The organism is Pseudomonas sp. LAP_36 (assembly GCF_019456785.1).
GTDB classification, from domain to species: Bacteria; Pseudomonadota; Gammaproteobacteria; order Pseudomonadales; family Pseudomonadaceae; genus Aquipseudomonas; species Aquipseudomonas tritici.
The window spans coordinates 21,669-41,893 of the sequence record NZ_JAHZMS010000017.1; the positions used below are offsets into that span (position 1 = coordinate 21,669).

Sequence of the window (20,225 nt, forward strand, 5' to 3'; positions counted from 1 at the left end):
ACAGCCTGTGCAAACGTTTGCGGAACGAACTTGCCAGCCAAGTTCTTCCTCACCCGAGGAATCGGGTTCAAACCGCGTACGAATAGGGATTTTCAATGCAACCCACCTCAAGGCGTCCTGCTCCCTTTGGTGTTTCCTTGCTACTGGCCGCCGTTACGGGAGTACTCAGCGTGCCCATTTTGGCGCAGGAAAAACCAGTGGATGACTCAGCACAGGGCGAAACCCTAAGCCCAAAAACCAAGAGCCCTGAAGCCAGCCCGGCAAAAAATAGCCCGTACCTGTCGGACTGGTTCAACCAGGACCTGACATTGATCGGCAGCAAAGACATCAGCTTCGGCCCCAAGCCACAGGATGATGTCTACCTGGAATACGAGTATTTCGGCCGCAAAGGGCCATTCGAGCTGTACGGATACATCGATGTGCCGAAGATCCTCACCATCGGTAACAGCAATGACAAGGGCGTGTGGGACCACGGCTCGCCGGTATTCATGGAGCACGAGCCGCGTATTTCCATCGACTACCTGGCAGGCCGCAGCCTGGCCATCGGGCCGTTCAAGGAATGGTATGTGGCGTTTGACTGGATCTACGACCACGGCAGCCGTAAGGAAAACCGCGCGAACACGCTGTACAGCGGCCTGGGCACTGACATCGACACCCACTCGCGGGTGAACCTGTCGGCCAACTTCTACGGGCGTTACCAGTGGGAGAACTACGGCGCCAGCAATGAATACTCGTGGGACGGTTACCGCGCGCAAATGAAGTACATCGTGCCCATCAGCAAGTTCGACAACGGCGCCTCACTGACCTATATCGGCTTCACCAACTACGATTTCGGCTCAGACCTGCACAAGGACAATCCGGCGCGCACCGCCAATTCCCTGGTGGCCACCAACGTGCTGCTGTACTCGTTCACCCACCTGCGTTTCACCCTGGTTGGCCGTTACTTTCATAACGGCGGCAACTGGGAAGACGGCAGTGAGTTGAATTTCGGCGAGGGCAACTTCCGCGCCCGTTCCGATGGCTGGGGCTATTACGCCGGCGTCGGCTACCAATTCTGATAAAGGAGCATTAGATGAATACGCTGACTCGATTTTCAATCGCCGCGGGCCTGGCCATACTGCCTCACGTGGCAATGGCTGACACGCCGACGCCGATCAAACCCAAAGTGATGCTGATCACCATGTTCGCCCCCGAGGCACAAACCTGGATCGATCGCCTGGAACTCAAGCAAGAAGTGCGCGTACCGGGGCTGTCCGCCGAATACCCGGTGATCCGCTGCAACACCCAGGATGTGTGCCTGCTGGTGACCGGCATGGGTCAGACCAATGCCGCCGCGTCCACGCTGGCCCTGGCCTTGTCTCCCAAGTTCGACTTGCGCCAGAGCTATTTCCTGATCGCCGGGATCGCCGGCATCAGCCCCAAGCATGGCACCATCGGCACCACCGCCTGGGCACACTACCTGGTGGAGTTCGGCACTCAGTGGGAGCTGGATTCGCGGGACGCACCCAAGGATTGGCCGACCGGCTACATTGGCATCAACACCAAGGGGCCCAACGAGAAACCACCGCTGGACTACAAAACCGAAGTGTTCGAGCTGAACCCCAAGTTGCAGGCCAAGGCGTTTGCCTTGTCGCACACGGTTGAACTGACTGAAAGCAAAGCGTCCAGCGCCTGGCGCAAACACTACCCTGCCGCCCCGGCCAACCAGCCACCACAGGTCACCCGCTGCGACACCTTGGCGGGTAATACGTGGTTTTCCGGCACGCGCCTGAGCGAACGTGCGGAAGTCTGGACCAAGTTGCTGACGGACAACAAAGGTGAGTACTGCACCACCCAGCAGGAAGACAACTCCACCTATGAAGCGCTGTTGCGTGCAAGCCGTGAGGGGTTGGTGGATATCCAGCGCTTGGCGGTGGTGCGTGCAGGTTCAGACTTCGACCGCCCCTATCCTGGCTACAGCGAAGTGGACAACCTGCTGAAATACGCGGATCAGGGTGGGTTCGTGCCAGCGCTGGAGAACCTGTATCGCACGGGCAACCCGCTGGTACAGGCAATCCTCAAGAACTGGTCAGCCTGGGAAAAAGGTGTTCCCGAAGCCTAGTAAAGATCAAACCGTGTCAGGGCAGGAAGATGATTTTGTCCGTACTGCCTTGGTTCACGTCCTCGTAGCACTGCAACCCATCAGCCAGCGCCACTTCACGCAGGCCGGTGGGCAGCGGCAGCAAGCCTTCATCAAAAAAGCGCCCGAACTGCCTCAGCATCACCGCGCACTGCTCGCAGTTGTAGAGCAACGAATTGATCCCCACCACCGAGCCGCCCTTGCGGTACAGGGCCAGGGCCGGCAGTTGTACATGGCCATCCACCGGTGCCGCGATGATCGCGATGCGACCGAACGGCGCCAGGCCTGCCACGGCTGCCGGTAGCCAGAAACCGGTGGTGTCGAAGATCACATCGGCGCCGCCCTTGAACACCGCATTGACCTGCGCACCCAATGCCTCCGGTTGACCCAAGGCAATCGCCTCAACGCCCTGCATCTGCAACACGTCGACTTGCTCCGGCCGACGCACAGCGGCCAGCACCTGGGCGCCACGAACTTTCGCCAGGGCCAGGGTCGCGCTGCCCACGGCGCCATTGGCGCCGATGACCAGCAAGCGTGTGCCCTTGGTCACACCACTGCGCTCCAGGGCGTCCCAGGCGGTGGTATACGGCACGCCAAGGCTGGCAGCCTGGGCGAAGCTCAAATGGCCAGGCTTTTGCGCCACGCCCTTGGCCGACACGGTGAGGTATTGAGCGTGGGAACCGTCAGCAAAAAAACCGAGGTCGCGACCAGTGCCCCAGACTTCCTGGCCGAGCAGTTCCTGCGGGCCTTGCACCACAACACCGGCGAAATCACGGCCGGGAATGCGCGGCAGCGTGGTGTAGGGGAAGCGACCAAGCACATTTTTGACGTCACTGGGGTTGAGGCCGGCGGCCTTGATCTGTACCAACACTTCATTGGCAGCCGGCACCGGGGTGGCGACGTCGACGAAGCTGAGGGCGGCGAGGTCGCCGGTGGCGGAAAATTGCAGTGCTTTCATAGCCGATATCCATCGAAGTGAAAAAAACAGATCAAGACAACCAAGCGCCCACCAGCTGTCGGCCCATGGGCCAGAGTTTTTCGCCGAGCAGCATGCCCATCAGGCCGACCAGGGCAATGGCCGGCGGCGCAGGCGAGCGGAAATCCAGGGCGCCATAGATCACGCCGACAAACAGGCCGATGGCGAGAGAAATCAGGTAGTTCATGGGGACGGTGCCTTATGAGTGGATGTGCTCAGTGTAGAGAGCACATTCCTGAAGCATCGGCCAAGTGCTTCAGGCTTTCGGCCAAATCTTCAACCGACGTACTGCGAGGGTGCCACGCCAAGTTCACGCCGGAACATATCGCTGAAACTGCTGGGCGAATAGCCGAGGGAGCGTGCGATAGCACTGACTGGCTGACCCTGGATCAATTCCGCCACCGCCGTAGCCAACTGCACCTGACGCCGCCATTCGGCGAAGCCCATACCCAAGTGGTTCTGGAATAGGCGTGACAAGGTGCGCACGCTGGCTCCGGCCGTTTGCGCATGCTGCTCGAAAGAAATCTCCAGGGAGGGCGCGGCCATAACCGCCTGGCAGGCGTTGATCAGCCGACGGTCTGCCTCCACCGGCATGGCGATGCGGATCTGCGAGCGTCGCGCCCGTTGCAGCTCCAGCAAGGCCAGGTTGACCACGGCGTCGTAATACGCCGCATCGCCGCTATCGCCCTCCTCCACCAGCGTGACGATCAACTCACGCAGCAACCCACCGACCTCGATCACCTGCACCTGACTGTCCAGCGTGGCCGCTAGCGCCGGTCGCAGGTAGATATTGCGCATCTGCAAATCCGAGACCACGCGAATCCCATGCTCCACCCCCGGTGGCAGCCATACCGCACGCTGCGGCGGCACGACCAAGGCTTCGCGCGGCGTCTCGACCCACATCACGCCGCTCATGGCGTAAAGCAATTGGCCCCAATCGTGGCTATGGGGTTCAACATACAACCCACGCGGATAGGTGCGCGCCAGGGGCTGCACGGGAACGGCGTGATCACTGAGGTCGGGCGGCGCGGCCAGGGCCATGGGGGGCACATCTATCAAGGGTGAGCCACCATGGTAATGACCACCGCTCGACAATCCGAATGAATTTTTGCGGCCAGTAGAGATCACTTGGTTATACACGGAGGGTTAATGGGCCAATGAATAATGCAAAATTGTTTGTGATCGACTACATCCTGCACGGTGAACCCAAGTCCTTCATCATCCGCCTGGAAAAGCTCGATACCCTGGAGGCCTGGCACTGGGCGAGTTGTGACGCGGGCATTGGGCGTATCGGCCGTTTCGCGCGCGAGCACGTCAAGAAGACCAGCCAGGAGCAGGCCGAGAAGTACGGCATCACTAATGTGCAATGGCGCCGCTCGGACGCGCGCGCCCAGGCTTGATCAAGGAGCGATAACCATGGTTTTACCTGTACCGGTTCGTGGCAAAGCACGCATTGACTACACCCAGGACACGCTATTCGGGCCGATGGCCAAGCATGTCGAGTGCCAAGTGAGCCTACAGCGCCAACCCGGCCGGATGGTGCTGAAGATATTCCAGCCGTTGCCGGATGACTTGCACTCGGCGCAGACGGTGGTTTTTGCGTTGGAGGGGCGACGCACGAGCGGTGTAGTCAAAGGCAGGCAGCGCCTGTCCGACCATAGCCTCAGGCTTGAACTGGAAACCCAGTAGCCGCAACAAAGCAGACCAATGTGGGAGCGGGCTTGCTCGCGAAGGCTGTGTCAGTCAGCAAATTTGTTGGCTGACACACCGCCTTCGCGAGCAAGCCCGCTCCCACAGTTTCGACCGAGTTCAGCCATGGGTTGATTTGGCGCACTCACAGCCCGTAGCAGCCGCACACGGTTCACCATGCGCATGGTGCTCGGCACATCCCTGGCAGCAATAGCCCTTACCGTCTTTCATTACCGCGTCAACGCCCAATACGCACTTGCAGTGCGGGCAGGCACAGGTCTTATCTGGCATGGTCAGACTCCTTTTTCATGGTCGTCGCGGTCTGGCGACTGCCAGCACCTAAAGCAGTGACTGCCAGCCGCCAGCGATGGTTCAAACCATCAGTCGGTGCGGGTATTGCTGCGGTACATGAACACCAGGGCCAGAGCCAGACACGCCATCGCGACAATCCGGCTGCCCGATAACTCGATGGCCGGGTTGCCCAGCCAGCCGAAGTTATCGATGAGCATACCCATGCCCAATTGCCCAACGATCACCGCCACCGTCGCGACGGCCGTTCCGACGATGGGCACCGCGCCGACCATCACCATCATGTACACCACGCCGAACAACGCGCCGGTCAGTTGCCATTTCGGCACGTCCAGCAAGCTCACGGCCTGGGCCGGTTCGAAGAAGAAAATCAACAGCGCGGTCGTCAGGGCACCCACCGCGAAGGTCAGCAAGCTACTGCGCAATACACCGACCGCCTGGCCCAGACGCCCGTTGATGGCAGCCTGCACACTCAACACCGCTCCGGCGGCAATCACCAGCACCAATAACACAATCAGGTTCATCGTCTTATCCTCGCGCAATCAGAACAAGTGCCGCCACAATCAACGCCAACGCTATCCAGCGCTCGCCATTGACGCGTTTGCGCGCGGTGCCGAACCAGCCGAAATGGTCGATCAGCACACTCTTGCCCACTTGCCCGGACAGAATCGCGATCATGGTCATGGCGATACCAATGTGCGGCGTAGCCAAGGTGAGTACGACGACGTACATAGGCCCCAGGAAGCCTCCAATCAACTGCCAGCGTGGCAAGTCGGTCAGCGCCGGCCCCTTTTGCGGGCCACTGAACAGCAGCAGCAAAAACAGAATCGCCGAACCCACGCCAAAGATGCTCAACGTTGCCCACAAATGCCCCACCTGCACACCCAGTGGACCGAGCAAACCTGCCTCTACCGACAGGCCCATGCCCGCCAGGATCACCAGGGGCAACAACAGCAACCGTAGAACGTTTTTTTTCGGCGTGGCCTGCGCCACACCCTCGATAGAACTTGCCTGCATACATCACCTGCGCTTCAGAAGGGAAACATGGCGCGCATTATCCAGTGGCCGTCCTGTGCGATAAATGGGAGTATGCCAACAACACCTTTGCGTACAGCGCACAGCCTGGAGGCAGGATGCACGGTTTGAATGAACTGAGTTTCAAGGCGCTGCGCCTCTTCGTCGCGGTACTGGACCTCGGCAGCTTTTCCGAAGTGGCGCGGCGTGAGGGCCTGGCGCCTTCGTCTATTTCCCGGCAAATACAGCTGATGGAACAGGCGTTGGGGCAACAGTTGCTGTACCGCCACACCCGGGCGGTCAGCCCTACCGAAGCCGGGCGCCTGCTCGGGCGGCATGCACGCCTGGTGCTGGAGCAGTTGGAAGCTGCAAGCCAAGCCCTGCAAGAGCAGGAAAGCGAACCCAGCGGCCTGGTGCGCATCAATGCACCCATGGTATTCGGCCAGCGTCACCTGTCACCGTGGCTGGGCGAGTTATGCCGGCGCTATCCGAAACTGCAACTGGATATCCAGCAAACCGATACGTTCGTCGACCCGCTGCAAGACGGCACTGACCTGCTGTTCCGCATTGGTGTGCTCAACGACTCCAGCATGCAGGCGCGCATCTTCGCGCCCCAACGCTTTCGCATCGCCGCAAGCCCGGCCTACCTGGCCAGGCACGGGACTCCCCAACATCCCGACGAACTGATCAACCACCAGTGCCTGGCCTACAAGGGCATCACCGGACAACAACGCTGGTTCTTCCGCAGAGGCCAAGGCGACTGGATGCCCTATAGCGTCAAGGGCCCGATCACCGGCAACCACGCCGACACCCTGAGCCACGCTGCCGAGCAAGGCCTCGGGCTGGTGGTGTTTCCTTCCTGGTTGATCGGCGAAGGCCTGCGTGCCGGCACCTTGCAGACGGTGCTCACGGAATACGAAGTGGCTACCACCTTGGAACCGCAGCAGATCGCGGCACTGTGGCCAGGGAGCCGGCGCATGTCACTGAAGGTGCGCACAGTGATTGATTACTTCGTGGAGTGTTTTGGGGTCGTGCCATATTGGGATCGGTGAGCGATACAGCGCGTGAGGAGCGTGCCTACGCAGGAAGTTTTCTTACTGGAAAAAGTAGGTCCGTTCTGATTTTTCGGGCCAGCATTTCTCTGCTAGACGCGCTGCGGCAGACTTCGCTGACATCTTTTTGGAGACCTGCCATGGACGTCATTTACAACAAAAAATCGCGCTCTGAGCGAGTCGCTTCAGCCAGCGGTCGCGCTGTCTCTGATAGCGCACCTAGTTTTGGCTATATGTGGCCAAAATATGGGGATAACCACATGATTATTGTTCCTTTGGGCGAAGCGAAAAACAATCTGTCAAAACTGGTTGATCAGGCCGCTGCTGGCAAAGTCATCACGATTGCCAAGCATGGGCGTGCGATGGCCCAGCTTGTCCCCGTGGGCAAAGCCAAAGGCCGGAGAATCGGGGCCATGAAAGGGAAATTCGTCATACCCGAAGACTTCGACGCACCGTTACCTGACGATCTACTGGATGCTTTCGAAGGCAACCCAGCGTGAGAGTGCTGCTCGATACCCATATCCTGCTTTGGACACTGACTGATGATCCCAAGCTATCGAGCAAAGCCAAAAAACTGATTGAGGATGCTGCAGATATTTACATCAGCGCTGCAACATTCTGGGAGATGGCAATCAAGGTCGGGTTAGGGAAACTCACTGTCGATCTGGAGGAAATCCGTTGGTACTGCCTGGAAAGCGGGTTCGTCGAACTGCCCATCACTTCAGAACATACCATTGCGGTGAAGGATCTCGAGCACCATCACAAGGACCCCTTTGATCGGCTCATCGTTGCGACGGCCGTGAGCGAACCGATGAAGTTATTGACGGCCGCCCCCCAGATCGCCCAGTACACGCCGTTGGCGATCCTGGTGTAGAGATTCGCAATGGCTGCACAGCGCCAATCAAAACACCCACTGCGCAATCAACCACGCATTCGCCCCACTGATCACCGCAAACAGGAACCACGCCAGCAACCGTGTCGGCAGCCGATTCACGAACGGCCCCATCAGTTGCTTATCGCCGGTCATGCGAATCAGCGGATACAGCGCAAACGGCAGTTGCAGGCTGAGTACCACCTGGCTGAGGATCAAGAGCTTGCCGATGGCATCGTCGCCCATCAGCCATACCCCGAGAAACGCCGGGATCAGCGCCAGCCCACGAGTGATCAGGCGCCGCTGCCAGCAAGGAATGCGCAAGTTGAGGTAGCCCTCCATGATCACCTGCCCGGCAATGGTACCGGTAAACGTAGAGCTTTGACCGGAAGCCAGCAGGGCCACACCAAACAGGATGCTGGCAAAAGCGCCACCGACCAGCGGGTCAAGCAGGTGGTAGGCGTCCTGGATCTCGACTACGTCGGTGTGGCCGGTCTTGTGGAAGGCGGCAGCGGCGAGTACCAGGATCGCAGCGTTGACCAGCAGGGCCAGGGCCAACGAACCGATGGTGTCGATGCGCGCCAGCTTGACCGCGTCCTGTTTGCTGGCGAGGTCCTTGCCGATCATGCGGGTTTGCACGATGGAGCTATGCAGGTAAAGGTTATGCGGCATCACCGTGGCACCGAGAATACCAATCGCCAGGTACAACGGCGCGGCATCGCTGATGGCCGACAGTGAAGGCGTAAAACCACTGAACACGTCCGGCCAGTAAGGCTTGATCAGTACCAGTTCAATAAAGAAACACACGCCAATGGTCGCCACCAACGCCAGCATGATCGCTTCCAGGCGGCGGAAACCCCGGTTTTGCAGCGCCAGGATCAACAATGTGTCAAAAGCGGTAATCACAATGCCGGTGGTCAGCGACACGCCAAGCAGCAGGTGAAACGCCAAGGCGCAGCCCAGCACTTCGGCAAGGTCGGTGGCGATGATGGAGATTTCTGCCAACACCCACTGGGTGCGGGCGGATCGCTTGCTATAGCGTTCACGGCACAGTTGCGCGAGGTCCTTGCCGGTGGCGATGCCCAAGCGCGAGCACAGGCATTGCACCGCCATCCCTGCCAGGCTGGCCAGCAGCACGACGAATAGCAGGCTGTAACCGTAACGCGAGCCGGCCTCGATGGCCGTGGCCCAGTTGCCTGGGTCCATGTAGCCGATAGAGATCAGCAGGCCTGGCCCGGCGAACATCAACACGCGCTTGAAGAACGAAGCCTTGGGATCAACGGCGACGGAGCCGGCCACTTCCGGCGGGCAAAACGGGGCGGTAGCGATTTTTGGCAGGCTGAATTTCACGCGGTATCCCAGGCAAACACACTCGATAGAGACGCAGCTTATCAGTCAGACGCAACCGTGCGCATCACCGTCTCCCGCGGCAGATCGAACGCTTCGACAACTTGCACCACCAGGTCCATCTCCTGGCTCATCGCTTCGCGCTCCATGCGCTGGCGGATCAACCCAATCACCAGTACTGCCAGGGTGGTGATCGAATACGCAGGGCCGGAAAACGCGCGTACACCGCTCACCAGCAGCATCGCCGCTGCCACAGCCTGACCCACCACCGGAATCGCTGTGGCGGCACCACGGCGCAGGATAAACCCGGTCAGCCCGGCCAACGCCGTACCACTCAACGCAGTGGTGGCTGATCGGCCAACATCGAAACGGCTGAACAGCCCCTGCTCCTTTTGCGCGGCCGCCTTGAGCTCCGCATCGAACACCTGCCGGTCAGCGTTACTGAGTTTGTCTTTGTATTGTTCGATGAGCTTTTCCGCAACCTGGGCTTCCAGGTCTGCCAATTCGACGGTATCGAGAGGTTCGTCAAACTTGATCCCCAACCGCTGCACCACATCTTCGGCGATCTGGCGGTAACTCACGCCATGGCCGCGGGCCAGGTTCATAAAAGTATCACCGCCCATGCGTTGCAACTCGATGGCCAATTTGAGTGGCTCGCGCACGCTGGCGTCGATTGAAGCGCTGCGCTTTTGCGCCATCAACTCAGCAAGGAACTTCAATTCTTCCGGCCGTGCCTGCACCAGCGCCGGGAACAGTTCCGCGTCCTCTTCGGCAAAACGTACCTCAGTGCTGCGTTGATCGGAACGGATCATGCCGCGTCGCTCGTGCGACAGGTCGGTGTACTGCACCACCGTCCGCAACTGCGGCCAATAGGCGGCGTGGTCGAACGTCGCCAGGTGCACATTGGTAACCTTGGCCTTGAGCGCTGGCGTGACCGGGATCGCATAGCGGCCGATGCAACGTTCGGTATCCGGTTTCATCGCCAGGGCCCAGTCTTTGCTGGAATGGCAGTTGATCACACGCCCCTTGAGCGGTGCCGAGACTTCATCCCACGGGCTCGACGTACAGATCGCGCCGCCCATCAACAACAGGTTGTCCAATGGCAGTTCGCGGGCAGTTTCAGGGCTGGCCAACAGGCTCTTGACCAGAATGCGCGCGCCCAGGGAATGGCCGATCAGGTTGATACGCCGTACTTCAAGGGACTCACCGTGCAAGTAGCTGGCGAGTTCCGGTAACAGGCTCCTGGCGACTTCGTCCACCCGGGCCTCGACGCTTTTGTAGTGATCGAGGAAATAAGCAATCGCCTTGCCCACCCCCACAGTCGCCGCGCCCAGGTTGCCGCCGCTGAGCATCGCGCCCAGTACATCCTTGAAGGGAGCGAACAAGTTTTCCAGAAAATGCCCCGCCGGCCAGAACAGCATCAGGTTGGTCGAGCCTTCGACGCCCGCCAACTGCGCCTTGAAGCTGCCCAATTGTTGCCGGTTGAAGAACGCCGAATAACCGTGAACGTAGAGATTGAGCACATCGCCCTGAGGCTCGCCACACAGTACGAACGTGGGCTTGCGGGTGCGGTGCATTTCATCCCACTGGTGCTGCATGGGGCGGTGACTCCTGGTGAAAAGGGACGGCGATAGTAACAAAGGGTGAGGCTCAATGCCGTACCGCTGGGGGAAAAGGCACGACGTTGGCGCCCTCCTCCTTTCAGAACATGGAAGCGGCCTTGGACTTGGCCAGGTAGCGTGCTGGCGAATCGCCCAAGTTACGACGAAATACCGACGTGAATGCGCTGGGACTGCTGAAACCCAACTCGAACGCCACCTCGGTGATGGACGAGCCGTGACTGAGTCGCGCAGTAGCCTCCAGCAAGCACACCTGCTGGCGCCACGACACAAAGGTCATGCCGGTGCACTCCCGAAAGTTTCGGGTAAAGGTGCGCCGGCTCATGCTCGACCAATCGGCCATCTCGCAGATGGAGATTCTCTGTGTGGGCGCTTCGAGGAAGCGCTGACAGGCGCGGGCCAGCCGGGCTTCGGAAGGCAACGGCGCGCTAAGGGGCAACTCGGGCATGGCGCCGATTTCATCGACCAACAGGGTCAGCACGCACCGGTCGCGAACGCCGGGAGACGCCGACGGCCCAATCGCCAGCGCCGCTTCCAAAAGGTGGCGCAACAGCGGCGATACGCCAAATACCTGGCAATGGTCCAACAACCCCGTGCGTCGTACCGCGTCGTCGTCCAGGTAGGTATTGAGCATCACCACGTCGCCGCGCATGTGCATCTCGTGGGACACCCCGCCCGGCACCCAGATTGCCCGCTGCGGCGGAACCACCCAACTGCCCAGGTCAGTGAACATTTTCAATGCGCCTGCCGAGGCGTAGGCGAACTGCCCGCGCCGGTGAGTGTGGCGTGGAAACACGGTACCGGACGGGTACTCGCACAGCGTCACCACCGCTTCGGGGCTATTCGGTGTGTAAGGGGTATAGGTGAAGGTCGGCGACATGGCCCGATTTTGTCAAAATATGACCTGGCATAGCAAGCGGGCCATAACGCTGCAACCTAGAATCATTGCTCCCCATGTTGGGCTGATATCGAAGGGGTTTCCGGAAAATGAGTGTCAAAAACTCCCAGCCCGCAACGGTTCGCCTTGAACTGAATTTCCGGCGACACATCGCAATCGCGCTGTGCCGCCTGACCCAAGGAGGGTCCATGCTGAAAAAACATCTGTCGCTTGCGGTGCTCGTCACCCTGGTATGGGGGGTCAACTTCCCCATCACCAAACTGGGCCTGCGCGCTATCGATCCGTTTGTCCTCACCGGCATCCGCTTTGCCCTTGCCGCCTTGCCGCTGGTGTTCTTCATCAAGCGCCCTGCCGTCAAGTTCAGCTATGTGACCGCCTACGGCATTATTTTCGGGCTGGGCATGTGGGGCGTGATCAACTACGGCATCCAGGTGGGTGTGAGCCCCGGTATTGCATCGTTGATCATTCAACTCAGCGTGTTCTTCACCCTGGGCTGGGGCGTTGTGCTGTTCAAGGAGAGAATCCGCGGCGCGCAGATGCTCGGTGCCGTGCTGGCCCTGATCGGTTTGGCGGGAATCATTTCCACCCAGGACGGCAACCATGCGGTGCTCGGCGTCATGCTGATCGTACTCAGCGCAGTAGCCTGGAGCGTGGGCAACGTGATCATCAAGAAATCCGGGGTCAAGGAGATCTTCTCGTTCATGGTGTGGGCCAGCCTGATCCCACCGATTCCACTGTTCCTCACCGCCTGGCTGATGCATGGCGGCGCTGCGTTCGAGGGTTTGCAAGCCAACCTCGACCTGACGGCGATCCTGTCCATCCTCTTCCAGGTGTACCTGGCCACGCACTTCGCCTACTGGGGCTGGAACTCCCTACTCAAGTTGTACCCGGTGTCCACCGTAGCGCCGCTGTCGTTGCTGATCCCGGTGTTTGGCATTACCAGCTCGATGCTGATGCTGGACGAGCGCATTTCCACGCCCAACCTGATCTCGATCGGGACCATCATCGTCGGGTTGGCGGTGGGGTTATACCGCAGGCCGGTGAGCCTGGCGCCGGTCGGGCCTCACGCCGTGATGCAGGCTGATAAGTAACAACGGCAGCAGACAAGCCCAGCACCTGGCCAGGCTTCCGCATGGCACTCAATACGCGAAATTGTCGATCTTGACCTGGCCATCGGGAAACGTCGCAATAATCTCCAGTTCGCCGCCCATCGCGCGGATATAGTCGCGTAACGTGCTGATGTACATGTCGGTGCGACGCTCCATCTTGGAAACCGCCGCCTGGTTGATATTCAATGCTTTGGCCAGGCTTTCCTGGCTCAACTGCTGAGCCTTGCGCAGCTCATGCAGGGGCATTTCCTTGAGATGCTGCTTGAACAACTGCTGCGCTTCGGCACGGGATTCCGGCGTCATGCGGGCTTGAAGTTCAGCGAATTTTTTAGCCATGGGTACGGCCCTCTTTACGCAATGTATCCAAATGCACGTCGTACAGCTTTTCTGCCACTGGGACGTGTTCCTCATACCATCGGTGTTGCCCGGTTTTATCACCGCCGATCAGCAATAACGCGCATCGTCGCGGATCGAACGCGTACAAGACCTGATAAGGCCTACCCGCGTGCTGTATGCGCAGTTCCCGCAGGTTACCGTGCCGGCAGCCCTTGATATCGCTGCTGTGGGGAAGCGCAAACCCGGCCCGAATAGCCCCAATAGATCAACGCTGGCAGACACCGAGACTTGCTCCTTTGCGCCCAACGCTTCCCACCAAGCTCCGAATTCATCCGTGTACTCAATGTCCCAGTCCATGCAAATATGCCACCCAAGGAATATAAACTCAAGAGCATAAAACCTAGTAGATGAATTGGATGAGCTGCCACCCGCCCACACCGGGAAATTGTTTGTACATCCTTCCGACCAGCCGGCAAAACCATCGATCCACCGCAGGAAAAGCGCCCAATGCAGCCTCACGCGCTGCAAAAACACAATTTTCGACATGTAAAAAGCGCTCTAATACCCGCCTGTTGATTGGCTTTAAAGATTCTGGAGTTCGCAATGCCCCATGAAGGCAACCTGTTACAAGCAGCCGTGGTATTCCTGCTCGCCGCCGTGCTGACCGTGCCCCTGGCCAAACGCCTGCAACTGGGCGCGGTGCTGGGCTACCTGTTTGCCGGCGTGATCATCGGGCCGTCGGTGCTCGGCCTGATCGGCAACCCGCAAAGCGTCGCGCAATTCTCTGAACTGGGCGTGGTACTGCTGCTGTTCATCATCGGCCTGGAGCTGTCACCCAAGCGTTTGTGGGTAATGCGCAAGGCCGTGTTTGGCGTTGGCCTGGCCCAGGTGCTGCTCACCGGCCTGGTGATGGGCGTGGTGGCCCTGTGGCTGTTTGGCCAGTCGTGGAACAGTGCCATTGTGCTCGGCCTGGGCCTGGCGCTTTCGTCCACCGCGTTCGGCCTGCAAAGCCTTGCCGAGCGCAAAGAGCTGAACCAACCACACGGTCGCCTCGCGTTTGCGATTCTGTTGTTCCAGGACATCGCTGCAATCCCGCTGATCGCCATGGTGCCGCTGCTGGCCGGCAGCGATCACCCCACTACCGAAGCCCAGGGCCTGCAGCATGTCTTGCAGATCCTCGGCAGCATCGCCGTGGTCATCATCGGCGGTCGCTACCTGCTGCGGCCGGTGTTTCGCATCGTCGCCAAGACCGGTCTGCGCGAAGTGTCCACCGCCACGGCGTTGCTAGTGGTGATCGGTACAGCCTGGTTGATGGAACTGGTGGGCGTGTCCATGGCCCTCGGCGCGTTTCTCGCTGGCTTGCTGCTGGCGGATTCGGAGTACCGTCACGAACTGGAATCCCAGATCGAACCGTTCAAGGGCCTGCTGCTGGGCCTGTTCTTCATCAGCGTGGGCATGGGCGCGAACCTCAGCCTGTTGCTCAGCTCGCCATGGGTGGTGATCGGGCTGACGCTGCTGCTGATCGGCTTGAAGCTGCCGCTGCTGTACGCCGTGGGCCGACGGGTGGGCGACCTCAATCGCGAAAGCGCCCTGCGCCTGGGCGTGGTGCTGGCGGCCGGGGGTGAGTTTGCTTTTGTCGTGTTCAAGATCGGTCGCGACCAGGGCCTGTTCGAACCTCACCTCTATGATGTGTTGGTACTGACCATCACCCTCTCCATGGCCGTGACGCCGCTGCTGTTGCTGGTGTGCCCGAAGCTGTTCAAGCCAAAGGTCAAACCGGTGGAAGTGCCGGAGGAATACCGCGCCATCGAGAGCGATGCACCGCGCGTGGTGATTGCCGGCATGGGCCGTATGGGCCAGATAGTGGCGCGGATCCTGCGTGCGCAGAACATCTCGTTTATCGCCCTGGACACCTCGGTGGAGACCATCGAACTGACCCGCAGCTTCGGTGGCATGCCGGTGTTCTACGGCGACCCGCAACGCCCGGAGATCCTGCATGCGGCCAAGGTCGACCAGGCGGAGTTCTTTGTGATCGCCATGGATGACCCGGAGATCAACATCAAGACTGCCGAACTGGTGCGCAACCTCTACCCGCACATGAAGATCATCGCCCGTGCGCGTAACCGCCAGCACGTGCACCGCCTGGTGGACTTGGACGCCTCACCGATTCGCGAGACCTTCTACTCCAGCCTGGAAATGAGCCGTCGCACCCTGGTCGGCCTGGGCTTGAGCCAGGCTCAGGCCGATGCGCGCATCACGCGCTTCAAGAACCACGACCTGCAAGTGCTGGCGGCGCAACACGCGGTGTACGACGATGCAGCGAAAGTGATGCAGACCGCTCAAGAAGCGCGGACGGAGTTGGCGCGGCTGTTTGAGATGGACCGACTCGAGGAAGAGTCCGACAAGGTGTGAGGCTATCGGTGAACGATCTTGCGAAAATTCTGACAGAATATGCCGCAATTTCGTTCATCCCTGGAGCGCTTCATGGCCACTTTCACCAAGACCGCCGCCCTGCTGGTCCTCGCGCTTACTGCCGGCAGTGTCTTCGCCGCCTCCAAGCCAACTACGCAAACCATCTCTACCCTGGGCGGCAAGTTCACCTTCAACCTGCCCAAGGCCTACGCTGCCGACACCTTGCCGGCTGGCAAGGCGGATGATGGCACCGCCGATACCCAAGGCACGATGTACGCCAACCAAACCACGAAAAGTGTGGTGATCGTCGCCGAAACCGTGCGTAACGATGGAGTAACCATCGGGGATAACGACGCGCAGTTCCTCGATGGCGCCGTGGCCGGCTTCGTCAAGGACCAGAGCGCAGCGCTGCCTGACTTCAAGAAGCAGAGCGAGAAGAAGCTGAACTCAAAGGGCCTGGGCCTGCGCCAAGTGGACAGCACCGCCACCCAGGGTGGCGGCAAGACGTTGCAATCCACGTTCCTCGGCGGTTCGGGCAATCATTTGCTGGTGATCCAGGCGATTTCGCGGGCGGATGATGCCAAGGGGCATGCCGCGTTGGTGAAGCAGATTACAGGCGGTAAGTAACCCGATCTCCCAAGCAACACAAAACCAATGGGGGAGCAGGCAAGCCAGCTCCCACATTTTTTACGGCGTTTGCCTCAGGCTTTTTTCCAGCCAAATCTTCAAGTCCTGCACTTCCGCCTCACTGACGGTGTGGTTCATCCCCGGATACCCATGAAACTCCGGCTTCAACCCCAGCCCCGTCAGCACCTCGTTTGCCCGGGTCGCCGATGCATACGGCAGCGCCTGGTCCAAGGTGCCGTGACCAATAAAGATCGCCAGCTTGCCCAATGATTCATCCGGTTTCAGCTCAGCCTTGAGCACCGGCAACACGCTGCCACTCAACGCCGCAATCCCCCGCACCAGCTGCGGGTCACGCAACGCCACCTCATACGACATGATCGCGCCCTGGCTGAAACCAATCAGGAACACCCGATCGCTCCGGGTGTGGTACTTGGCGGTGGCTTTGCCGACGAAGTCCTTGATCAGCCCCGCACTGCGCTGAAGATCGGCCGTGACACCATCGTAATCGCCGTCACCCGGCGTCTTGGTAAACCAGCGGAATCCATTCGGATCGACCGGCATGGGCGCCCGAACCGACAAATAAGTCCACGTGGACGGCAGCGCGTCCTTGATGCCAAACAGGTCTTCCTCGTTGCTGCCAAAGCCATGCAGGAAAATCACCAGCGGTTGGTTGCGCGCATCGCCCTGGGTTTGCTCCAGGTACGACAGCGGCAAGTCGGTGTGCAGCGTATCGTCGGCATGAGCGGCACCGGCTAGCAGGGTCAGCGCCAGGGCAAACAGTTTAAGCATGGGACGTTACCTCAGGGTTTGCGTAGCAGATAAGTGTCCATGATCCAGCCATTCTCCAGGCGCGCGGCCTTGCGCACCCGTTGGATTTCTTCGGCCACCTCACTCACCTTGCCGCTGATGAGGATCTCATCCGGCGTGCCGAGGTAGGCGCCCCAGTAGATGTCCAGGTCCTGATCGGCCACGCTACGGTAGGAATCTTCGGCGTCAAGCATGACCACCAGGGTGTCGGCATCACTCGCCTGCCCCGCCGCCAGACGGCGCCCGGTGGTGATCTCAACCGACTTGCCGATGCGGTTCAGCGGCACTTTGTGCTGTGCGGCCAGCGCCTGCACGCTGGTGATACCGGGGATGACGTCGAACTCGAAGGCGCAGCGGCCACTGGCCAAAATCGCCTGCAAAATACGGATGGTGCTGTCGTACAGCGCAGGATCGCCCCACGCCAGGAAAGCGCCCACTTCACCGTCGGCCATTTCCTCATTGATCATGCGCTCGAAAGTCTGCTGCTTGTCGCGGTTGAGGTCCTGCACGGCGGTGGTGTAGTCGATATCGCCGCGCACACGCTCGGGGCAATCGGCCTCGGCGAAGCGGTAGCCAGGCTCGGTGATATAGGTCTCGCAGATCTCGCGGCGCAGGTCGATCAACTTGTCTTTGCTCTGGCCCTTGTCCATCAGGAAAAACACGTCGGTGCGGTTGAGCGCTTTCACGGCCTGCATCGTGATGTAGTCAGGGTTGCCGGCGCCAATGCCGATGATCAGGATGCGTTTCATGGGTAGCTCTCAGTGCGGGGCGTGGATTTTGCCATGTTCAGGCGCCTAGGCGTGAGTTTCCAGGCGCAGGCGCCAGGCCTTGTTGAAGCGAAGTTCAGTGGCTGACAGCGCTTCGACGTCGATGAGATAGAACATCGACAGCGGAAACCGCATCACGTACAGCAGTGCGGCGCGGATCACAAAGGGGTGCGTAATGGCGACCACATGGCCGGGTTGGGTTTCGAGGGATTTCATCCACTGCGCGACACGCGTGCAAACGTCATCCACCGACTCGCCGCCATGGGGTGCGCACGTGCTGTCAGTGAGCCAGGTGTTTAACTGATCGCCATTCAGTTGGCTGATGGCCTGGCCTTTCCACTGGCCGAAATCAGCGTCACGCAGGGCGTCTTCGACTCCTGCGTCACCGCCGAACAAGCCGGCAGTCTGCCGTGCGCGCATTTCCGGCCCGCACAACAAACGCCGGGGTTTTTTATAGCGCCCGGCCAGGGACAGCGCCGCCCCCTGCCAATCCATCGCCACCGCCTCGTCGTCCGGAAAACGCCCGCGCTTTTGCAGCGGCGTGGCGGCATGGCAGATGAGTGTCAAACGGGTGGCCTGGATCACGGATTGTTTCAACGACAAGGATTAAGGCCACCAAGACTGGCGCAGTTATCGCTAGGGCGCAACGCCTTGTGCCAGATAGAGCACCTGGTAGCCCGTGCCTGGGTGCTCGACGTCCAACGTCTTGGCCGACAGCGTAAACCGCACCAAGCGCCACGCTTGTACGTCCAGCGCGAGGAACACCGCGAACGTGTCGTTGCTATCCGCCAAGTGCTGATTCCGTCGTTTCTCATCGGCCACTATGCCCGCGCGGTCCGCGCCAGGCGCCAGCGGCCATTCCTCCCGATACACACTCAGCGCGTTCTGCGCCGGGCCGCGTTGCAGATCCAGCGGCAGCCAACTCTCGATATGCGGACGACCGAAGCTGTCGAGCACTTTCTGGAAACGCTCCCCCAGCAAAAAGTCAGCGGCCTGCAAGGGGTCGGCCCACAGGTACACCGAGGAATACACATTGCCGCCAGTCTCCTGGGCGATAAACGCCTTGAACAACAACCCTTCAGCGTGATCCCACAACGGCCCCAACTGCGCGGCGCGTCGGCGAATCACGTTCATGTCGTAGTCGGCGGGCAAGCGGTGTGAATACTGTTTGGCGAACATAAAAAAGCTCCCTGGCAAGATGAGGTTCCAGCTTGCGCACCCGTGATGATTTCAACAAGATATGAGCCGATATAGATGCGATAAGGATCCGATATGACTGACGCGCTCAAACCTCTGGATATCGACACCGTGCACGCTTTCGTACTGGTGGCGGATTTCGCCAGTTTCACCCGTGCCGCCGAGGCCCTCGACACCTCCCAGGCCGCGATCAGCCTTAAGCTCAAGCGCCTTGAAGAGCGCCTCGGCTATCGCCTGCTTGAGCGCACGCCACGGCACGTGCGGCTGTCGCCCAAGGGCGAGCAGTTCATCGTGGCCGCGCGTGCGCTGCTCAACGCCCATGAACGCGCGCTGGGCGACATGGGCACCCACGCACCGCGTCGCTTGGTGATCGGCATCAGCGACCACGTCGCCGGCCCGGACTTGCCGACCTGGCTCAGCCGCCTGGCCGCCTATGACCCTTTGGTGATCCTCGAAGTCCGCATCGCCTCCTCCCGCGACCTGGTCGCCGCCTTCGATCGCAACGAGCTGGACGCGGTCATCGTGCGCAACGAGGGTGACCGCCAGGACGGCGAAGTCTTGGTGGTGGAACGCTTCGGCTGGTTCGCTGCGCCCACCTGGCAACACAGCCCCGGCACGCCACTGCGCATGGCGACCATGGCTGCGCCCTGCGGCGTTCGCCACTTGGCCACACGCGCACTGGACGCGGCGCGCATCGACTGGACCGAAGTATTCGTCGGCGGCGGTGTGATGGCCGTGGGGGCGGCAGTCAGCGCCGGCCTCGGCGTAGCCGCCCTCGCCCACCGCGTGGCACCCGCTGGCGCGGCTGAGGTGAGCGAGCAATATGGGTTGCCGGCATTGCCCGTGAGTGAAGTGGTGCTTCACAGCCGGATCAGTGACGCACGCTCCAGGGAAACATTGCGCGCCCTGAGCGCGACCTTTCGTGGTGTGCTGCAACGTTGAAACCAGCCCCCGCCAGTGTGCTTTTTTTGTGGGAGCTGGCTTGCCCAGGTGATGCCATTTTCACAATTGTAGTGAGCGGGCTTGCCCCGCGCTGGGTGGCGAAGCCGCCCCAAACCAGGCGACTTGGTTTTATC

Annotated in this window: 25 protein-coding genes and 1 pseudogene; 11 read left to right on the top strand and 15 right to left on the bottom strand. The window is 60.3% G+C overall.

Going from position 1 to position 20,225, the window contains the following annotated elements:
- Positions 1-95: 95 nt before the first annotated feature.
- Together JBO08_RS27715 and JBO08_RS27720 are read left to right on the top strand one after the other, a co-directional pair.
- Positions 96-1,058 carry a nucleoside-specific channel-forming protein Tsx gene (locus tag JBO08_RS27715; RefSeq protein ID WP_065876166.1) on the top strand — a complete coding sequence of 321 codons (963 nt, stop codon included), beginning with the start codon at positions 96-98 and terminating at the stop codon, positions 1,056-1,058.
- A 14-nt stretch (positions 1,059-1,072) separates the two neighbouring features.
- Positions 1,073-2,101 carry a purine nucleoside permease gene (locus JBO08_RS27720; protein ID WP_065876167.1) on the top strand — a complete coding sequence of 343 codons (1,029 nt, stop codon included), beginning with the start codon at positions 1,073-1,075 and terminating at the stop codon, positions 2,099-2,101.
- Positions 2,102-2,117: 16 nt separating this feature from the next.
- On the opposite strand, the gene JBO08_RS27725 is transcribed toward JBO08_RS27720, so the two are convergent.
- The 3 genes from JBO08_RS27725 to JBO08_RS27735 all read right to left on the bottom strand — a co-directional run bounded on the left by JBO08_RS27725 (position 2,118) and on the right by JBO08_RS27735 (position 4,136).
- A complete protein-coding gene (locus JBO08_RS27725) occupies positions 2,118-3,077 on the bottom strand; it encodes a zinc-binding alcohol dehydrogenase family protein (RefSeq protein ID WP_220075263.1) in 960 nt (319 codons plus the stop codon).
- 31 nt (positions 3,078-3,108) lie between these two features.
- Positions 3,109-3,282, bottom strand: a complete 174-nt coding sequence (locus JBO08_RS27730; protein ID WP_082224325.1) for a DUF1427 family protein — start codon at positions 3,280-3,282, stop codon at positions 3,109-3,111.
- Positions 3,283-3,371: 89 nt separating this feature from the next.
- Positions 3,372-4,136: a helix-turn-helix transcriptional regulator gene (locus JBO08_RS27735; RefSeq protein ID WP_065876169.1), complete on the bottom strand. Its 765-nt coding sequence runs from the start codon at positions 4,134-4,136 to the stop codon at positions 3,372-3,374.
- 116 nt (positions 4,137-4,252) lie between these two features.
- On the opposite strand from JBO08_RS27735, the gene JBO08_RS27740 reads away from it, so the two are divergent.
- Both JBO08_RS27740 and JBO08_RS27745 read left to right on the top strand, forming a co-directional pair.
- Positions 4,253-4,495, top strand: a complete 243-nt coding sequence (locus JBO08_RS27740) for a DUF6555 family protein (protein WP_049708769.1) — start codon at positions 4,253-4,255, stop codon at positions 4,493-4,495.
- 16 nt (positions 4,496-4,511) lie between these two features.
- Positions 4,512-4,784: a hypothetical protein gene (locus JBO08_RS27745; RefSeq protein ID WP_065876170.1), complete on the top strand. Its 273-nt coding sequence runs from the start codon at positions 4,512-4,514 to the stop codon at positions 4,782-4,784.
- Positions 4,785-4,904: 120 nt separating this feature from the next.
- Here JBO08_RS27745 and JBO08_RS27750 read toward each other — a convergent pair whose 3' ends face one another.
- The 3 genes from JBO08_RS27750 to JBO08_RS27760 all read right to left on the bottom strand — a co-directional run bounded on the left by JBO08_RS27750 (position 4,905) and on the right by JBO08_RS27760 (position 6,110).
- Positions 4,905-5,075, bottom strand: coding sequence for a metallothionein (locus JBO08_RS27750; RefSeq protein ID WP_082224326.1), 171 nt, complete (start codon positions 5,073-5,075; stop codon positions 4,905-4,907).
- Between the two features lie 89 nt (positions 5,076-5,164).
- Positions 5,165-5,617 carry a DMT family transporter gene (locus JBO08_RS27755; RefSeq protein WP_065876171.1) on the bottom strand — a complete coding sequence of 151 codons (453 nt, stop codon included), beginning with the start codon at positions 5,615-5,617 and terminating at the stop codon, positions 5,165-5,167.
- A 4-nt stretch (positions 5,618-5,621) separates the two neighbouring features.
- Positions 5,622-6,110, bottom strand: coding sequence for a DMT family transporter (locus tag JBO08_RS27760; RefSeq protein WP_065876172.1), 489 nt, complete (start codon positions 6,108-6,110; stop codon positions 5,622-5,624).
- A gap of 116 nt (positions 6,111-6,226) precedes the next feature.
- Between JBO08_RS27760 and JBO08_RS27765 the strand changes: the two genes are divergently transcribed.
- The 3 genes from JBO08_RS27765 to JBO08_RS27775 all read left to right on the top strand — a co-directional run bounded on the left by JBO08_RS27765 (position 6,227) and on the right by JBO08_RS27775 (position 8,033).
- Positions 6,227-7,159: a LysR family transcriptional regulator gene (locus JBO08_RS27765; RefSeq protein ID WP_220075264.1), complete on the top strand. Its 933-nt coding sequence runs from the start codon at positions 6,227-6,229 to the stop codon at positions 7,157-7,159.
- Positions 7,160-7,299: 140 nt separating this feature from the next.
- On the top strand, positions 7,300-7,659 hold the full coding sequence (locus JBO08_RS27770) for a type II toxin-antitoxin system Phd/YefM family antitoxin (RefSeq protein WP_175403072.1): 360 nt from the start codon (positions 7,300-7,302) through the stop codon (positions 7,657-7,659).
- On the top strand, positions 7,656-8,033 hold the full coding sequence (locus tag JBO08_RS27775) for a type II toxin-antitoxin system VapC family toxin (protein WP_065876174.1): 378 nt from the start codon (positions 7,656-7,658) through the stop codon (positions 8,031-8,033). Before JBO08_RS27770 ends, JBO08_RS27775 begins: the two co-directional genes overlap by 4 nt.
- 27 nt (positions 8,034-8,060) lie before the next feature.
- Here the strand turns inward: JBO08_RS27775 and JBO08_RS27780 are convergent, their stop codons facing one another.
- From JBO08_RS27780 to JBO08_RS27790, 3 genes are all read right to left on the bottom strand, one after another.
- Complete coding sequence (locus JBO08_RS27780) at positions 8,061-9,380, bottom strand: Nramp family divalent metal transporter (protein WP_065889435.1); 1,320 nt, start codon at positions 9,378-9,380, stop codon at positions 8,061-8,063.
- A 41-nt stretch (positions 9,381-9,421) separates the two neighbouring features.
- Positions 9,422-10,975 carry a DUF726 domain-containing protein gene (locus JBO08_RS27785; protein WP_220075265.1) on the bottom strand — a complete coding sequence of 518 codons (1,554 nt, stop codon included), beginning with the start codon at positions 10,973-10,975 and terminating at the stop codon, positions 9,422-9,424.
- Positions 10,976-11,078: 103 nt separating this feature from the next.
- Positions 11,079-11,876, bottom strand: coding sequence for a helix-turn-helix domain-containing protein (locus JBO08_RS27790; RefSeq protein WP_220075266.1), 798 nt, complete (start codon positions 11,874-11,876; stop codon positions 11,079-11,081).
- A gap of 206 nt (positions 11,877-12,082) precedes the next feature.
- Between JBO08_RS27790 and JBO08_RS27795 the strand changes: the two genes are divergently transcribed.
- Complete coding sequence (locus JBO08_RS27795; RefSeq protein WP_065910641.1) at positions 12,083-12,985, top strand: EamA family transporter; 903 nt, start codon at positions 12,083-12,085, stop codon at positions 12,983-12,985.
- Positions 12,986-13,033: 48 nt separating this feature from the next.
- Here JBO08_RS27795 and JBO08_RS27800 read toward each other — a convergent pair whose 3' ends face one another.
- Together JBO08_RS27800 and JBO08_RS27805 are read right to left on the bottom strand one after the other, a co-directional pair.
- On the bottom strand, positions 13,034-13,339 hold the full coding sequence (locus JBO08_RS27800) for an XRE family transcriptional regulator (protein ID WP_049708781.1): 306 nt from the start codon (positions 13,337-13,339) through the stop codon (positions 13,034-13,036).
- Positions 13,332-13,696 (bottom strand): annotated as a pseudogene (locus JBO08_RS27805) (type II toxin-antitoxin system RelE/ParE family toxin). The gene JBO08_RS27800 and the pseudogene JBO08_RS27805 overlap by 8 nt, the downstream one beginning before the upstream one ends.
- A 246-nt stretch (positions 13,697-13,942) precedes the next feature.
- Between JBO08_RS27805 and JBO08_RS27810 the strand changes: the two are divergent.
- Positions 13,943-15,751 carry a monovalent cation:proton antiporter-2 (CPA2) family protein gene (locus JBO08_RS27810; protein ID WP_065889427.1) on the top strand — a complete coding sequence of 603 codons (1,809 nt, stop codon included), beginning with the start codon at positions 13,943-13,945 and terminating at the stop codon, positions 15,749-15,751.
- 72 nt (positions 15,752-15,823) lie between these two features.
- Positions 15,824-16,378, top strand: coding sequence for a hypothetical protein (locus JBO08_RS27815; protein WP_220075267.1), 555 nt, complete (start codon positions 15,824-15,826; stop codon positions 16,376-16,378).
- A gap of 60 nt (positions 16,379-16,438) precedes the next feature.
- Here JBO08_RS27815 and JBO08_RS27820 read toward each other — a convergent pair whose 3' ends face one another.
- From JBO08_RS27820 to JBO08_RS27835, 4 genes are read right to left on the bottom strand one after another with little or no spacing between them, the layout of a single operon-like run.
- Positions 16,439-17,167 carry an alpha/beta hydrolase gene (locus tag JBO08_RS27820; RefSeq protein ID WP_065889423.1) on the bottom strand — a complete coding sequence of 243 codons (729 nt, stop codon included), beginning with the start codon at positions 17,165-17,167 and terminating at the stop codon, positions 16,439-16,441.
- An 11-nt stretch (positions 17,168-17,178) separates the two neighbouring features.
- A complete protein-coding gene (gene cobF / locus JBO08_RS27825; RefSeq protein ID WP_065889421.1) occupies positions 17,179-17,934 on the bottom strand; it encodes a precorrin-6A synthase (deacetylating) in 756 nt (251 codons plus the stop codon).
- Between the two features lie 45 nt (positions 17,935-17,979).
- Positions 17,980-18,534, bottom strand: coding sequence for a histidine phosphatase family protein (locus JBO08_RS27830; protein WP_065946369.1), 555 nt, complete (start codon positions 18,532-18,534; stop codon positions 17,980-17,982).
- A gap of 54 nt (positions 18,535-18,588) precedes the next feature.
- Positions 18,589-19,131, bottom strand: a complete 543-nt coding sequence (locus JBO08_RS27835) for a DUF4865 family protein (protein WP_220075268.1) — start codon at positions 19,129-19,131, stop codon at positions 18,589-18,591.
- 93 nt (positions 19,132-19,224) lie between these two features.
- Between JBO08_RS27835 and JBO08_RS27840 the strand changes: the two genes are divergently transcribed.
- Positions 19,225-20,091 (top strand): LysR family transcriptional regulator, encoded by an 867-nt coding sequence (locus JBO08_RS27840; RefSeq protein ID WP_065910644.1) that lies wholly within the window; start codon positions 19,225-19,227, stop codon positions 20,089-20,091.
- The last annotated feature ends 134 nt before the right edge of the window (positions 20,092-20,225 follow it).

Coding starts and splice junctions, on each gene's coding strand:
- JBO08_RS27720 (WP_065876167.1), top strand. CDS start 1,073: ATGAATACGCTGACTCGATTTTCAATCGCCGCGGGCCTGGCCATACTG.
- JBO08_RS27835 (WP_220075268.1), bottom strand. CDS start 19,131: ATGTTCGCCAAACAGTATTCACACCGCTTGCCCGCCGACTACGACATG.
- JBO08_RS27790 (WP_220075266.1), bottom strand. CDS start 11,876: ATGTCGCCGACCTTCACCTATACCCCTTACACACCGAATAGCCCCGAA.
- JBO08_RS27750 (WP_082224326.1), bottom strand. CDS start 5,075: ATGCCAGATAAGACCTGTGCCTGCCCGCACTGCAAGTGCGTATTGGGC.
- JBO08_RS27715 (WP_065876166.1), top strand. CDS start 96: ATGCAACCCACCTCAAGGCGTCCTGCTCCCTTTGGTGTTTCCTTGCTA.
- JBO08_RS27770 (WP_175403072.1), top strand. CDS start 7,300: ATGGACGTCATTTACAACAAAAAATCGCGCTCTGAGCGAGTCGCTTCA.
- JBO08_RS27735 (WP_065876169.1), bottom strand. CDS start 4,136: ATGGCCCTGGCCGCGCCGCCCGACCTCAGTGATCACGCCGTTCCCGTG.
- JBO08_RS27725 (WP_220075263.1), bottom strand. CDS start 3,077: ATGAAAGCACTGCAATTTTCCGCCACCGGCGACCTCGCCGCCCTCAGC.
- JBO08_RS27810 (WP_065889427.1), top strand. CDS start 13,943: ATGCCCCATGAAGGCAACCTGTTACAAGCAGCCGTGGTATTCCTGCTC.
- JBO08_RS27800 (WP_049708781.1), bottom strand. CDS start 13,339: ATGGCTAAAAAATTCGCTGAACTTCAAGCCCGCATGACGCCGGAATCC.
- JBO08_RS27785 (WP_220075265.1), bottom strand. CDS start 10,975: ATGCAGCACCAGTGGGATGAAATGCACCGCACCCGCAAGCCCACGTTC.
- JBO08_RS27760 (WP_065876172.1), bottom strand. CDS start 6,110: ATGCAGGCAAGTTCTATCGAGGGTGTGGCGCAGGCCACGCCGAAAAAA.
- JBO08_RS27730 (WP_082224325.1), bottom strand. CDS start 3,282: ATGAACTACCTGATTTCTCTCGCCATCGGCCTGTTTGTCGGCGTGATC.
- JBO08_RS27820 (WP_065889423.1), bottom strand. CDS start 17,167: ATGCTTAAACTGTTTGCCCTGGCGCTGACCCTGCTAGCCGGTGCCGCT.
- JBO08_RS27740 (WP_049708769.1), top strand. CDS start 4,253: ATGAATAATGCAAAATTGTTTGTGATCGACTACATCCTGCACGGTGAA.
- JBO08_RS27840 (WP_065910644.1), top strand. CDS start 19,225: ATGACTGACGCGCTCAAACCTCTGGATATCGACACCGTGCACGCTTTC.
- JBO08_RS27755 (WP_065876171.1), bottom strand. CDS start 5,617: ATGAACCTGATTGTGTTATTGGTGCTGGTGATTGCCGCCGGAGCGGTG.
- JBO08_RS27745 (WP_065876170.1), top strand. CDS start 4,512: ATGGTTTTACCTGTACCGGTTCGTGGCAAAGCACGCATTGACTACACC.
- cobF (WP_065889421.1), bottom strand. CDS start 17,934: ATGAAACGCATCCTGATCATCGGCATTGGCGCCGGCAACCCTGACTAC.
- JBO08_RS27815 (WP_220075267.1), top strand. CDS start 15,824: ATGGCCACTTTCACCAAGACCGCCGCCCTGCTGGTCCTCGCGCTTACT.
- JBO08_RS27765 (WP_220075264.1), top strand. CDS start 6,227: ATGCACGGTTTGAATGAACTGAGTTTCAAGGCGCTGCGCCTCTTCGTC.
- JBO08_RS27795 (WP_065910641.1), top strand. CDS start 12,083: ATGCTGAAAAAACATCTGTCGCTTGCGGTGCTCGTCACCCTGGTATGG.